The sequence below is a fragment of the Mesorhizobium sp. WSM4308 genome (genome assembly GCF_002294905.1).
Lineage (GTDB): Bacteria > Pseudomonadota > Alphaproteobacteria > Rhizobiales > Rhizobiaceae > Mesorhizobium.
Genome location: NZ_NSFW01000035.1, coordinates 14,117 through 28,148 on the forward strand (window position 1 = coordinate 14,117; position 14,032 = coordinate 28,148).

Below are 14,032 nucleotides of genomic sequence, written 5' to 3' on the forward strand. Positions count from 1 at the left end.
TGATCAGGATGCGTCACGCAAACGAGGCAATAGTAAGTGTCAACTCCATCGGAAACAGCTGCTAACAGCGGCAGCGAGCTCGTCGACAGACGCTATTACAGGGCGGGCGCCACCTGGGAAGACGACACGCACAGGTCAATGCGCCGATCGCGCACATTGGCCTGGATCGTCAGCGGCATTTCAGGGCTGGTTGCTGTGCTTTCGCTGCTGGCGCTCGTGCTGATCCTGCCGCTCCGGCAGTTCGAACCCTACGTTGTCGAGGTCGACAAATCGACGGGCTACCTCGAGATCATGCGCGCGCTGAAGCCCGGAGATTTGTCGCAGAACGAGGCCGTCACGGCGGCCAATCTGGTGCGCTACATCAGGGCCCGCGAAACCTACGATTCCCGTGAACTGAAACAGAATTACGACCTGGCGCAGCTCTACTCCACCGATGCCGCGTCCAAGGATTTGACATGGCTTTATACGCCTGCAAATCCACAATCGCGGGACAAGATTTTTGGCCGCAATGTCACCGTCTCGGTCGAGATCAAATCGGTTTCCCTGCTCAATCGCAACACTGCCTCGGTGCGCTTTGCCACGACGACGCGGCGGGACAATTCATCCACCGCCGACAATTGGGTGGCGGTGATAAAATTCCGCTACACCTCGACGCCGCTCAAGAACGAATGGCGTTTCGACAACCCGTTGGGATTTCAGGTTACGGATTACCGCCGCGACCAGGAATCGGCGCCGGCCGCGGGGAGCCTGCAATGAGACGGCGCGTTGGCCTCGTTTTGTCAGCCGCCATTCTGCTCGGCCCTATCCACGGCGCGGCCGCACGCGATGGCCGCATCCGATATGTCACCTTCAACAATGACGACGTGACCACCGTTCGCGCCGCTCTCGGTATTTCGACGATGGTCGAACTCAGTCCTACCGAAGTCATCGAAACCGTCTCCGCCGGCGACACGAAGGGCTGGTCGATCATCCCCAAACGCGGATCGCGATTTCTCTTCGTCAAGCCGCTGGAGCGCGATGCGTGGACCAACGTCAACGTCGTCACCAACCACCGTGTCTACTCGCTACTGCTGCAGGGGACTGACAATGATCGCGACCGGGCATCCTTCCAGGTCCGGTTCAAATACCCGGACGAGGATGTCAACGCGCGCCTGCTCTCACAGGCCAAGGAGAGCGCCGCCGATCCGGATTTGAAGGACCTGAACTATGCCGATCTCAATTACGACTATGCCTACAAAGGCGATGACAGCCTGAAGCCACGCACCGTATTCGACGACGGCACCAAGGTGTTTCTGGAGTTCAAGGGTGACATTCCGGCGATTTTCGTCGTCGACGACAAGCGCCATGAGTCGTTGGTCAACGTTCGCACTCAGGGCAAATACACCGTCATCGACAAAGTCGCGCGCCAATTCACCCTGCGGGCCGATGGCAAGACGCTCTGCCTGTACAACCGGGCGCGACCCAACGCTATCGATCCAGTCGAGCAGGTCTACGGTCCAACGAAACTGACAGGTGGGTCCCTGTTCGGATCCAGCGGAGGGCGGTGATGACCCAGATCGATTATAACCAACTGGACGGCAGCCCGACGGTCGCGCGCCGCGGTGCGGGCGTGGGAACCAGGATCGCCCTGGTCGGCCTCGGCGTGGTGCTGGTGGGCGCGTTGATATGGCTGAACTGGCCTCGAGAGCCGGTATCGCGCGATCTTCGCAGCGATGGCGAGGAAAACTTCAACCCGCCAGAGTTTCGCCCGCCGGCGTTGAACGAGCCGCCGCAACCGGCCGACGGCACGATCGACCAGATTGTGGTGCCTCCACCGGTCGACGACCAGAAGGGCACGCAACAAGCCGACAATGTCGATCAGACCGTGCAGGAGGGTGCGGATCTCGATGCGCAGCGGCGCGCACTGGAGGCGCAAATGGCGGCCGAAGAGGCTCGCCGGAAGGCCGAGGCGGAAGAAGCCCGCCGCAAGGCCGCGGCTGACGACGAGGCTCGCCGCAAGGCTGAGGCCGCCGAGCATGAAAAGGCGGTATGGGAACGCCTGCGGTCGAACCAGATGGTAACAAATGGTGAAACCGGCGCGACGGATGCCGGTGTCCAGGCGGCACAGGTCGAAATCGCGCCCGATGGTCAGATCATACCGGTCCCCGGCGCCGACAGCGATCCCAACAAGGCATTCCTGGCACAGTCAGAGGCAAGTTCTTCCAGTATCGTCAAAGCCAAAATCTTCCGACGCACCGATGCGTTGATCCCTGAAGGAACGATCCTTCGCGGCTATTTGGAAACAGCTGTTAACACCGACCTTCCCGGCGCGGTGCGCGCTGTCGTGCGTGAGGATGTCTTTTCGCTCGACGGCAGGCGGGTTCTCATTCCAAAGGGCTCGCGCCTGACCGGAGAATACCGCTCGGGGCTTGCGCGCGGACAAAAGCGTGTGTTCATCGTCTGGAACAGGGTCATTCGCTCGGACGGCATTTCCGTTGATATCAAGTCACCCGGTGCAGACGCGCTCGGCCGCGGTGGCATGGGCGGCCGCGTCGATACGCACTGGGTTGAACGGTACGGCAACGCCATCATGCTTTCCGTCGTTGGCGGCGTCTCTGAATATCTGTCCTCGCTTGGCGACAGCAGCCAGGATGGACAACAGCGCCAGGTGTCGACGATCGATCCCGTAACCGGTGAAACCACGACCGTAACTTATGGTGGCAATGGTTCGCAGCGCGACGCCCGCGGCATCGCGTTCGACAAATCATCAACCGCCCTGCAGCAACTCGCGCAAGAGGCGTTTCGCGACACGCAGAACATTGGCCCGACAGTCTATGTCGACCAGGGCACATCGATAGTCGTGCTGGTGCGGCGAGATCTCGATTTCTCGGACCTGTACGCCGATCCCGTTCAGCAAGAAGTCGCACGTCTGAAGGCAGGAGGGCGGCCGAAAACGGCGATTGATCCGACGCCTCTTTACGCGACGCCAAAGGATCATTTTTATCCCGGCTATGGGAGCCCGGTGAAATGAACGCCGTGCATCCCCTCCCCGACCCTTGGGCAAGAGCCCCGGTACTGCGCGCGCATCTGGAACCGATCTGGCCCTATTTGAACGAAGATGCGGTATCCGAGATTGCGATCAACAGGCCAGGTGAATTGTTCATCGAACGCCTCGGCGCGAAGGAAATGGAGCACGTCGTCAAGCGCGAGGTCACGCCCGGCTGGATTAGGCATATCTCGACGGGCGTCGCCTCGGCGACAAATCAGGTCATCAACGAAGAAAAGCCGGTCCTGTCGGCCGCGCTACCCTCAGGCGAGCGCATCCAATGCATCTTGCCGCCCGCAGCCCCCGAAGGCGGGGCGATCTCGATCCGCAAGCAGGTCATCATGGACATGGGCCTTGATGCCTACAAGGATCTCGGCGCATTCGAAAACACGGCGATGGGGAGCGGCCTGGCGCTGTCAACTGAGGAAAAGCGACTTGTCGAGATGCTGCAGGACACTTCGCCGATGGAGTTCCTGCAGTATGCGGTGCGCAACCGCGTCTCGATCGTCGTTTCAGGCGGCACGTCGACCGGCAAGACGACGTTCTTGAATGCACTCCTGAAGGAGATCCCGGCTCATGAACGGATCATCACGATCGAAGACACCCGCGAACTGAGGCTGCCGGCTCCCAACAACGTCACCCTGATAGCCTCGAAGGGGGACCAGGGCCTTGCCAAAGTCTCCGCCCAGCAGCTGCTTGAAGCCTCGCTTCGCATGCGACCCGACCGTCTGTTGTTGGGCGAGTTACGCGGCGCTGAAACCTTCGCGTTCCTCCAGGCGATCAACACCGGCCACCCGGGTTCGCTCACCACCGTTCATGCCAATTCCGCCCGATCCGCCTACGAGCGGCTGGCGCTCATGGTCATGCAGGGCAGTACGGGCCTTTCACGAAGCGAAATCCTCGACTATCTGCGCGAGGTCATTCCGGTGGTCGTCCAGATGGTCCGCAGTGAAGGCGGACGGCGCGGCATCAGCGAGATCAAGTTCACCAAGGCGGAGACGATCTAGCGAGGCCTATCCATGCAGAAAATCGCAACAGCAATTTTCATGGTGCTCATGGCGATGGCCATGGGCGCCCTGCTCTTCACGGTCGCCTATGTCGCGACAGATTGGTACCGGACTGGCTCCCACGTCCTGTTTGACCAGCTGAACGCCAATCCCTTGCCGGTTGTTCGTCAGGCCTGGGCTGACGTGACTGCGAGAAATTTTGATCGGGTGCAATACGCCATTGCCGCGGGATTTTTTGGGTTTCTCTCGCCACTGGTCAGCTTGTTTCTCATGCGTCCGAGAAAGCGCAATGACTCTCGCTTCATGACTATGAGCGACATATCGAAAACCGGCCTGACGAAAGTGGGCGGCGTCTTCGTCGGTCGAGCTGGCGGCAAGCTCGCCGAAATTCTGTCGCCCAGCCGCGATCAGCGCTCCGGCAAGATCCACTTGAGGCAGCGCAAGCTGATTGGTGGCAAGAAATTGTGGATTGATGGCGATGATATCGGCGGCTTCGTCATAGGGCCGCCGCGCTCCGGTAAGGGCACGTCGCTCATCATCCCGAACGCCTTGACCTGGCCGCATTCGCTCGTGGTTCTCGACCTGCGGGGCGAGACCTATGCGGCGACTGCTGGTTACCGTTCAACCATGAGCCGCGTGGTGCGTTTCGCGCCGGCTGATCCGGACGGCAATACCGCATGCTACAATCCCATGGACTTCATCTCGCTGGACTCAGCACAGCGCGACATCGACCTTCGCAACATCGCCGCGGCATTGTTTCCGCGCCCCCCTTCGAACGCTGACCCCTACTGGGTTAACGACGCCCGCCTCCTTTTTACCGGCATCGCGTCTTTCGTCATGGAATCGCCCGCGATCCCGACCGAGAAGAAGACCTTTGCCACAATCCTCGAGATCATGAACGGCGCCGAGCGGCCGCTCCTCGAATTCATCGGCTCGCTGCGCGATGAACGCCGCCGCGAATGCTCGCATTTTACGCTGCAAACCGTGCTGCCATATTTCGAGATGTCTGAGCGGCAGTTTTCCGGAATCTACGCCGGCGTGCGGACCGGCATGGCCCCCTTTCTCAACGAGCGCCTGATGCGAGCTACCTCGCGCAGCACGTTCGATATTCGCAAACTCAAACGCGACCGGATCTCTCTTTATCTCGACGTACGGCGCGAGCAGATCACCTCGCTTGGACCGTTGTTCAACGTCCTGATTACGCAGATGATGAACTTCATGTCGGAAACTATGCCGCGTCCGGACGAGCATCCGGTGCTTGTGCTGCTCGACGAGTTTCAGAACCTCGGCAAGCTCGAGAACGTGACCGAAATGGCGAGCGTGCTCGGCGGCAACGGCGTTTCCATGTGGTTTTTCGTGCAGTCGCTGAAGGCCGTAGACGAGATCTATCGCCAGGAAGGGCGCAAGACGCTCATCAACGCCGCTCGCGTGCAGATCTTTTTTGGTGCGCAGGACGCGGACGATCTGCGCTACGTTTCCGAGCAGCTCGGCGAAACGTCGGACGTGCAAAAGGACGTGACGCGCACCAAGGCAACGTTGTTCGACACATATTACACGCGCTCGGAGCACCGCAAGGAAGTGCGGCGGCCCCTGATGCGGCCAGATGAAATCCGCACGCTCGACAAGAACAAGGTCATCATATTGCCGCGTGGCGAACTGCCAATCCTCGGCACGCGCAATTTCTATTTCGCCGACAGTCAGATCGCCAAACGCGCGTTCATGCCCCTGCCCGCCTCTGTCGAGGTTTCGCGCACGAAAAGCCCCGCGTTGGACGCTTCCGCGGCGGTTCCATCTCCTGCGCTCCCGACGATTGTGCCGACAGCACCGGCGTACCGCTCAGGCCTCTCGCAGACCCGCCTGCGGCGCGGCGCAACATTTGCCGCAAAAGCAGGCCCTATATCTCCGCCGCCGGGCCGGCGCGCATTCGTAAAAGAACGGCTGAAAGCAACAGACGCTGAATCCGTACCAGCTTATGCCGCTATAGATTTTTCTGCTTTGGCAGCCAAAGCGGTGACAACACGCATAGCGCCCGACAAAGAAGCGGCGGTTGCGGCGATCTTGAATAGGGTGCGGTCTCTGCGCGCCAACGCATCCGACACCGAGACTTTCGATCGAAATCTGACCATCGTCGAAGATGCTTTGCCTGATCTAGTCGATTAGCCCTAGCAGTCTACGGCGATCGCCGACAGCTAGCTCCCGGCCGCATTTTTGATGCGCCAGACGCCACGTAAAGCGGTGCCAGAGATACCCTCCGCCCCCGGGACTTGACCCCTCGCTCCCGCTCCGCGTTGTTGAGGAGATCCTTTCAGGTTCGCCAAAGCAGGAGCCGCAGCCCCGCAAAACCAAAGGCGACGGCTAAAACAACTTCAATGCCTCGCCGCGCACGCCGATACATCCTGACCATGGGCTGCGTGGAAAACACGACGGCATACCCGCAGAATATTATAACGCTCAGCACCGCACATCCTGCAAGGATGATGATGACGTCCGTATACTGCATAAGGGGGTCTAGGTGTCCTCGCGACCGTTGGCCTTATGCATCGCACCCCACAATGGTATAACCTCACCGACCTTGAATGGGAACTTCCTCGCCGGCAACGTCAAGGCATATTCCGGATTTCTGATCGTCGTGAGCTGCCATGCCCGAAACTCGGGTAGGCGCGTCTTGGCCAGCGTTTCCAAGACCTCATCCTCGGTCGAAACGGCCAGCAAGTCGTCCAGTTCCCCGATTGAGCAGAAGATAACGTCGCGCTTGTCCTCGGGCAGCATGTCAGGCTCATTCACAAGTAGGGCCTCCGCCTCTGCCCTTAAAGCAGGCAGCTGGTTGTCCTCAAGGTGGAACCAGCTGTCCATGGTGAGAACGACGCCATAAGCATCTGGCGCCACCGTCTCGTCGCTATAAATCCGCCGGCGCGCCCTGGAGAAGAATTTCCAAAGCTGCGACATGCCCTTGGCAATCTGGCTAAATCCCTTGGGGGCCTGCGCAAGCGGGTCATCCGCATATTGGGCGGCAAACGTGAGCTTGGTGGCCTTGCATTCAAACACCACCTTGATAGTGCCCTCGTCCTTGAGGAGCAAATCGGGCGTTCGCGCCCGGGTCAGCTTCGGCCCATACTCGCTCTCACGCATCACGCTAAAGCGCGGGCACCTCGCCTCGATGAGCTTCTTACCATACGCCTCAAAACGGTCGGTCGCCTCCGCAATTAGAGATTGCGGGCCGCTCACCAGGTCATAATAGAGCCCCGACGTCGCGCGAAACATTATGAGCTGCGGCAGGGGGGCAATGTACCTGTCCATCAGTGACGATGAGATAATGGGGTGGAACCTGAGCGTGCTCGGCAGGTAGGAAACCCGCCACTCACTGTTCTGCGTCAGCTCATGAATGCGGGCCTGTGCTTCGCTGCGTTGGTCGGTTAGCTCCTTCGAAATCAAGTCCAGCGTCAGTCCAATGGCTTCAGGCCGCATGGGCTTCAAGGCCGACGCGTCTGGCGGTTTATTCCACGGCAGGCGAAAGGTCTGAACATGCAGTGCCAAGCAACTCATTGCGAACTCATCCATGGTCAAGCCGTGCTGGGCTTCGAAGTAGCTGGCGCAATTCCCCTGCCCGTAAACGTAGTAGTAGCGGTACATGCGCTCGATGCTGAAAAACCCGCGTTGCCATGCGAACTGCTTGTGGCCCAGCTTCTGCATGAAGTTGAGAATGTTGGAATTGTCGATGAGCCGGGTCTCCTCGGCTGCCTCGGCTGCTTTGAGGAGATTGATGAGTATCCTGGCGGTGTCGAACTTCCGGTAGGTTTCCTCGGGCGCAACCCGATTGGACAAGGTCTTGGGAGTTGACAGTAGGAGCAGCAGCAGGTTCTCCAATTCCCATTTCGGCATGAATTGGTTATTCCCTAAACGCGCGCCTGCAGCGCTGTCTGGGTAGGCAAGGAAGGGGCTAACGTCTGGTGGATTGTCCGACTGAAGAGCGTTAACCGCCCATAATATCTTCAAGGTCCCGAAGTCGTTGACGTTCGAGAGGTTCCTAAGCAGCCGCTCCCGCGTGCTTTTGTGCTTTCTGAGCGCGAGCATTTGTTTCGGTGAATCAGCCATATTTTGTTCGAGCCCGCCCTGCTGTATCAAGGTATGAGATTCCTAGTCAAAAGCACAGCAGCCACGATGCTTAGTGAGGCGTTATGAAAAATTGGGCTGTGTTTGCCTGCGCCGTAGCAGCACTTAGCGTGAGCAGTCCAGGGCAGACTCTGAAGGCAGGTGCCCTAAACAAATATTGTCACGAGGATTTGGGGTCAGCGGGCGACTACATCTCCGGCTACCTCGATAAGCTCTGACCCAATCGTGCATCTCTTAGGGGATGTAGAGCGAAGGGTTCCCGCTGAGGTCCGCGAAATGCGCTCGTAGAGTAGCGTGAACCTCCAAGATGGGAGGTAGGGAATTTTGTCCTCCTTGGGCGATCGACCCGGAAATCTCGGCGGGGGGTGCTCGATCAAGGATGCTGAGACCGAGATTACGCCTTTTGAACGCGCGCAGAATCGAGAGAAACGGCAGCTTCAGATCGTGCGGCCGACAGCACTCGCCATAGCGTCGATCTGACCCGCAGCTGCAAAGCTCGGCATCCTTGAACTGGGTTAGCCGATAGTAAGGGTCAGGCTGCCCGAGATCGTCCGGCATAGCGTGCTGACGTCCAGGCCACCGATCAAATACCGCCAAGTGGAGATGACGGAGCGCCCAAACGCTGTAGAGGTCGAGCAACGTACGCAAGTCGCCGCCAGGCGACCAAGCCTTGTCGAGCATCGGGTGATAAGCGCACACCGAGCCATCAGGAAAATTTGTGTGTCGCGGGCCGATCCACTCGACCTGCCCGTCTTGATCCCAGAAAGCCCATCCGCGCGGCTCCACCACTGATATTTCTGGCAAGGCGATAAGGAATATGGCTTCCCGTCCTAGGCCCTCTACGACGCGGCTGCGAGCGAGAAGCCATACTCCATGGTCATCGGGGAGGAGAGTTGTGCCGGGGTATGCCCGTTGCACATTCTCTAGCTGCCCGGCGTAGTTGCCGGCGAGGCCGACGATCCGTGATCCGGCACGGGGCGGCCGTGATCGATCGGACGACCTTTGCCGTCGGGTGGACCTTTGCCGTGCTCGGGTTGCGGGTCCTCCCGCTCTTTGCTGTTGCTCATCGCTTTTCTCCTGGACAGTCGTTGAGAAGGGCTGTGGATCGAGGATAACGAGGCCCCCGTCCTTCACCCGAACGGGCCGGCGCGCGTCCAAACCGTCGCCAATCCGCTGCAACTCAGCCAGCGCATCGTCGGCCAACAACGCTTCCATTTTGCTTGCCGATGTGCGAGTCTGTGTCACCAGCACAGGATGCATTCTGAGGCGAAGTGTGTCAAGGCGTGCTGATCGCACAATTGGTGAACATGGACGAATTCGAAAAAAAACTCGTCGGAGCGGTCCGCGAGAAGCGCGAACGCGAAGGTCTTAGTATAAGAGCACTGTCGGGAATTGTAGGGATCAGCTTCTCCACCTTGGCTCGAATCGAGCGGGGCGATGGATCGCCCGACAACAATTCCAAGATTAGGCTGTTGGAGTGGCTCGGCCCGGACGCCGACGAACACGAGCTTGGCTTTGACCGGGTGGCATTCGTCCACTTCCGAGCCGGAAAGAACGCGTCCTCCGGGACCGTGCAAACCCTGTTGCAGGCAGCCATGTGTCTTCGTCAGCACTACGCTAAGGGTGACATAACAGAACCGGGCGGCGCGCCGACAGATGGGGACGTTATCGCCATGTCTAAGGAGGAACTAGAGCAGACGGCCGAAGATTTCCGAAGGGACTTAGGATTGAAGAAGAACGATCCACTGGATCCATTCTATTTGGTCGTTGATTCGGTCACGGTGGATCGACTGCAAGACTCATCTTGTATTCCGGGAAGGACAAGAAACACTCTTGCTGGACCCTCGCGCAACGAGTGGTCCGCGATGAGCGTTCCCTTAAGTGCTGATCAGGATAGCTGGGTTATCTTCCTAAACGACTGCCATACTGTTGAGAGGCAAAGAGTAACGCTACTTGAAGAATATTGGCACATTCTTGCCGGTCATAAGCTAACCAAGATAGCTAAGATCGCTGGCTCTTTCGGCCGGACATATGATAGTGCTGAAGAACATGACGCCTATTTCCTGGCATCGGCCACTTTGCTTCCAAGAGATGCGATTAAGCGTATGGTCTCGGACGGCAAGAGTGCCCCCGAGATCGCGTCCTTCTTCGGGACGTCACCGGAACTTGTTGAATATCGAATAAAGCGGCTAGGGCTATGGCGCGATCATATTGGAAAGAAAGTGAGCCTCGCCAAACCCTAATGACGTTTTACAATGCGTCGTTACCCGGTTTCCGATCATTGCAGAGGAAGCTTTTCACCCCCTGATTGGCCAGTCTTGGAAGGATCGAAGGCGCCAACCTCTGGGGCAGTTCGCGCCGGTCTTTTTCCATTTGGTCGGACGGCTTTGTCTGCCCGACCGCATCGCAGTGACGTCGTTCTCACAGTTTTCGGCGCTTCTTGGCCTCTAGGTCCGGTGGGCATTGGTCGCGGTTCTCCCCGCTGTAGCGGACAAGCCGCGCGATTTGTTCATGCAAGGAGGTGGAGCGCGGCAAGTCGGGGAATGCACCGCTTGTCGCCGTCTCGACAATCGCGGTGCGCACAGCTTCGGGGATCTCCTGCCAATGCATCAAGGTCGCGGCAGCAAGATACTGTAGCGGTATCTGAACGTCCTTCTCGAAGGATCTCGACGGCACGCGGCTTTCTCCAATGCATTGCGGGTAACGCGTATAGGAGTTCGGCCTATCGCGCGACGCCTGTTTCATTCGCTGGTTTCGAGGTTTCTCAGCCCGTCCGCAATAAGTTGCAGAGTGGCGATCAGGCGCTTGTATTCCTCGATGATATCGGCAGAGAAATGCGCGAGCTGAACGGCATCGCCCCAATCGTGTGACGCTTCCCATTCGATCATGTCGCGGCAAACCTCAATCTGTTGCTCGCGGATTGCCATTCGGTCGGCATTGGTTGGACGCAAGCGCCATGCTCCTGATCAAGAGCCGTGGTCTACACGCTCGGCTATGTCGAAAAGAATGCCGCGCGCGGCGATGTCTTTCTTTGACGCGTTCGGGTGCCGTGCCGCCCTGATCAATTGCTTGGGCATCATATCTGGCGTCACGATCCGCATCAGAGTCTCGCTGATCGCCTGCAATTCGGTTGCATCCATCGGGAAACGCTCCGTCCCCTGGCTCCCCACCATTAAGCTTAGCAGAGCGGCTTTATTAGCTGAAGCTAAATTCACGTTACATGGAACTCTCGCCAGCCGATCCTAGCGGTTGAGCGACAATGTGTGGCCGATAATCGCCAGCGAGGAATTTGCGCGGCCATGAAGAGGGGTATCATATCGCCTCAGCCGGCGAGCCCCATCGGCCCGCCGACTTGGATCACTAAGACAACTGGCTTTAACAAACCACGCCGTGACTCCGGACAAGCGGCGCTAGGCGATGCGACGTCGTGCTGCACCGATATTTGAAACCGGATAATTGCGTAATTGCCAAAATTAGTGAAACCTTGGTGGAGGGACATAGGGCAAAAGGGGACGTTCTCGAACCGCGAAGGTTCCGAGATCGGCTGGGCAAAGCATGTATTTTCCGCAGTTTCTGGTGGGGATGTCTGCCACAACGAGCGTGGCCGCAATCTGGGCGTACCTTGAAACCGGATCCGTCTGGGCGGCGCTCGGATGGACTATCCTTGCACTGGTCCTTCTGCAGGTTGGATACTTCGGCCTGGTCGTTCGCTTGATATATAAGCGAGCATTGGGAGCCACCGACACAAGGTCGGCTGCGGTCGACCCCACACAACCTCTGGTGTTTTGGTCTTCTCAAATGGCCTAGAGCAAGTCCTGTTTAATCCGGTTCATATCCTGCGGCTTTGAAGGAGTTAGCACATTCGGCTGGGGTGAAGATGTCGACTTTGATCAGCGCTCGTAATCGTTATCATTCGAGCGCTGAGTCTTGCGGTCCTGCTCTTCAGCCTGCTGAGTCTTCTGCTTGTTCGCGTCCTTCTGCTTGGGTCTCATCTCCTGCTCGTTGCCGGTGCGCGGCTGCTCCGAGTGGCGGGGATCGTCCCGAGTTGGAAGGTCTCGCCCTCGCGCCTCGCGTTCGGGGATCGGCTCGCCACTGCCACCACCACGACGCTGTTGCTGCCGCTCGAACTGCAGCCGCGCGAGACGGTCGTGCATCTTGTCGTTGACCTCTTCACGATACTGTTCGAACTGTCCTTGATGCGCCGGAGGCAGCGTCTCGCGCATGTTGTCGAGAGCCTGATTGACGCGGGCCATCTGACGCCGCATTTCCAAAGGGGTTTGCGCCATGTTCAAATCTCCTATCAGTGCATTCAATTCTCTCATACCGGGATGGGACAGGAAAGACTTCTGCCCCGATTGATCAGCTCCGCGATCCGCGGCAGGACCTGACTCCCCCTCGCCTGTCCGATCGCGACGGAACCGCAGAAAATTGTTGCCGATCGACTCCGCTGCCGTGAGAGCCTGACCGACTACGCCCGCGGTCCGCATCGTCGTCACAGTCTTTTGCCATGCGGCAGCGATTGCGTCGCCGTTCATGACAAGGGATTGTCCATCCAAACGGCGTTGCCGCTTGGCCTCCACTCGCTCGATCGTCCTGGCGCTAACCTGGTAGCGCGGATCGCTCTGGGCGCGGCTGTAGGCTCCGGCGTGCTCCTTCGTGAAGGGCCGCGTCATCGCATGATCCATGCGCCGCGTCGCCACCATCGCAATGCCGTTCTCGCGTGCTTTTTCCGCAAAGGTCTCGCGCCAAGCGACAATATCTGGCTTGTAGAATTTCAGGCGTTCGCCGTCGGCTGACCGTGCCTGGACCATCGCGTGGATATGGACGTGCTTGGTGTCCTTGTGATGCGCCAGGACGAACTTGTATCCTGGCGCTCGCTCCTCCATTACGGCGCGCGCCGCGGCCATGACCGCGTTGGCATCGGTGCCGGCCTTTGCCGAGAAAAGCAGGTGATAGGCATTGCGGCGTTCACGCCCCGAAAACTGCGGGCGCCATTGTTCATAGACCGAAGCCGCCGCCTTGGCGGGGTTCCTCGCGCCCCGAATTGGCTCGCCGTTCGCAGTGCGGACGTCTTTGTTTGTACGGATGAACTTTTGCAAAAAGTATTTCGCTTTGGGTTCACGGCTGACGGCCGCCGTTACCTCTGCCTTGGCGACCACCCCCGCCGCGCCCATGGCCTCGGACAACCGCGCCTCGATCTTGTCGAGCGCCTTGCTGCGCGAATTCTCCCGCCCGCCGGCCAGCACCTTGGCGAGCGGCCCTGCCCGCTCATCAGTGTGCGCGTATACCTCCACCGTCTGACCATCCCGAGCATAGATGAATGGTTTTGCGTCGAAGGCCTCGCTCAACGCCTCGCTCAAGGCGGCATCGCTGACCTCGCCGGCGAGATCGAAACGAACCTCGATAAAATTGGTATTTTCCAGGGGTGGTTCGAACGTCTCGCAAAACATCTTCAGGAACGCCTTTCGTGCGCCGCCTGTCGCAAGGACCTGTCCATCCTCGTCAAAAATCTCGATGTCGTGTTTCTCGCCTTTTTCGTCTTCGCGCTTTCCGATGTAATTGAGCAGCCGAGCGGCGGCTTCCTTGGTCGATGGCGGATTCGGCATGACCTTGAACACAGCAGGCTGCGCGCCCGCCGCATAGCCTGCCCGTGCCGCGACGGCCCGCGCCTGATAGGCGACCCGCGCCACTCGCCCTGCACCGCTCGAGAGACTCCCACGACGGCCGCCGCCGCCGCGCCGCTTCCAGTCTTCCTCCTCCTCTTCCGGCCGGAATCCGGCGAGCGTAGCGCCATAGACCATGATCGGCGCGCTAGCGGCATTGGGGGTGGTCGCAGCCACGGCGGACTTCGGAGACTTGCTGGCGACGGAGCTCCCCACCCCTCCTGTCC

The 14,032-nt window shown here is 59.1% G+C and carries 13 protein-coding genes and 1 pseudogene; 7 read left to right on the forward strand and 7 right to left on the reverse strand.

All coding sequences use genetic code 11. The features are described from left to right. The first annotated feature begins 36 nt into the window (after positions 1-36). Genes CK227_RS35465 through CK227_RS35485 form a run of 5 tightly spaced genes read left to right on the forward strand, consistent with a single transcriptional unit; the run spans position 37 to position 6,192 of the window. On the forward strand, positions 37-756 hold the full coding sequence (locus tag CK227_RS35465; protein ID WP_095776134.1) for a type IV secretion system protein: 720 nt from the start codon (positions 37-39) through the stop codon (positions 754-756). Continuing rightward, the gene (locus CK227_RS35470; RefSeq protein ID WP_179296593.1) at positions 753-1,547 is read left to right on the forward strand and encodes a TrbG/VirB9 family P-type conjugative transfer protein; all 795 of its coding nucleotides are present in this window, start codon (positions 753-755) and stop codon (positions 1,545-1,547) included. The genes CK227_RS35465 and CK227_RS35470 overlap by 4 nt, the downstream gene beginning before the upstream one ends. Beyond that, positions 1,547-3,010, forward strand: coding sequence for a type IV secretion system protein VirB10 (virB10, locus tag CK227_RS35475; protein WP_095776136.1), 1,464 nt, complete (start codon positions 1,547-1,549; stop codon positions 3,008-3,010). Before CK227_RS35470 ends, virB10 begins: the two co-directional genes overlap by 1 nt. Beyond that, on the forward strand, positions 3,007-4,032 hold the full coding sequence (gene virB11, locus CK227_RS35480; protein ID WP_095776137.1) for a P-type DNA transfer ATPase VirB11: 1,026 nt from the start codon (positions 3,007-3,009) through the stop codon (positions 4,030-4,032). The genes virB10 and virB11 overlap by 4 nt, the downstream gene beginning before the upstream one ends. Before the next feature lie 12 nt (positions 4,033-4,044). Beyond that, positions 4,045-6,192: a type IV secretory system conjugative DNA transfer family protein gene (locus tag CK227_RS35485; protein ID WP_095776138.1), complete on the forward strand. Its 2,148-nt coding sequence runs from the start codon at positions 4,045-4,047 to the stop codon at positions 6,190-6,192. A 145-nt stretch (positions 6,193-6,337) separates the two neighbouring features. Here the strand turns inward: CK227_RS35485 and CK227_RS37695 are convergent. The 3 genes and pseudogenes from CK227_RS37695 to CK227_RS37000 form a co-directional block, all read right to left on the reverse strand. Continuing rightward, positions 6,338-6,508 (reverse strand): annotated as a pseudogene (locus CK227_RS37695) (LysE family translocator); the annotation flags it as partial. 32 nt (positions 6,509-6,540) lie between these two features. Continuing rightward, a complete protein-coding gene (locus tag CK227_RS35495; RefSeq protein WP_095804229.1) occupies positions 6,541-8,154 on the reverse strand; it encodes a hypothetical protein in 1,614 nt (537 codons plus the stop codon). 911 nt (positions 8,155-9,065) lie between these two features. After that, on the reverse strand, positions 9,066-9,209 hold the full coding sequence (locus CK227_RS37000; protein ID WP_179296594.1) for a hypothetical protein: 144 nt from the start codon (positions 9,207-9,209) through the stop codon (positions 9,066-9,068). A 240-nt stretch (positions 9,210-9,449) separates the two neighbouring features. On the opposite strand from CK227_RS37000, the gene CK227_RS35505 reads away from it, so the two are divergent. Next, positions 9,450-10,385: an XRE family transcriptional regulator gene (locus CK227_RS35505; RefSeq protein WP_142886626.1), complete on the forward strand. Its 936-nt coding sequence runs from the start codon at positions 9,450-9,452 to the stop codon at positions 10,383-10,385. A gap of 178 nt (positions 10,386-10,563) precedes the next feature. Here the strand turns inward: CK227_RS35505 and CK227_RS35510 are convergent, their stop codons facing one another. From CK227_RS35510 to CK227_RS37005, 3 genes are read right to left on the reverse strand one after another with little or no spacing between them, the layout of a single operon-like run. Further along, a complete protein-coding gene (locus CK227_RS35510) occupies positions 10,564-10,887 on the reverse strand; it encodes a hypothetical protein (protein ID WP_095776142.1) in 324 nt (107 codons plus the stop codon). Beyond that, positions 10,884-11,093 carry a hypothetical protein gene (locus tag CK227_RS35515; RefSeq protein ID WP_142886627.1) on the reverse strand — a complete coding sequence of 70 codons (210 nt, stop codon included), beginning with the start codon at positions 11,091-11,093 and terminating at the stop codon, positions 10,884-10,886. The genes CK227_RS35510 and CK227_RS35515 overlap by 4 nt, the downstream gene beginning before the upstream one ends. Before the next feature lie 15 nt (positions 11,094-11,108). Then, positions 11,109-11,282: a hypothetical protein gene (locus CK227_RS37005; protein WP_179296595.1), complete on the reverse strand. Its 174-nt coding sequence runs from the start codon at positions 11,280-11,282 to the stop codon at positions 11,109-11,111. Between the two features lie 415 nt (positions 11,283-11,697). On the opposite strand from CK227_RS37005, the gene CK227_RS35525 reads away from it, so the two are divergent. Then, entirely contained in the window at positions 11,698-11,949 is a 252-nt protein-coding gene (locus CK227_RS35525) for an exopolysaccharide production repressor protein (protein WP_095776145.1), read from the forward strand. A gap of 83 nt (positions 11,950-12,032) precedes the next feature. Here the strand turns inward: CK227_RS35525 and CK227_RS35530 are convergent. Then, positions 12,033-14,032 (reverse strand): relaxase/mobilization nuclease domain-containing protein (locus CK227_RS35530; RefSeq protein WP_210421441.1); only part of this gene is annotated, 2,000 nt, incomplete at its 5' end.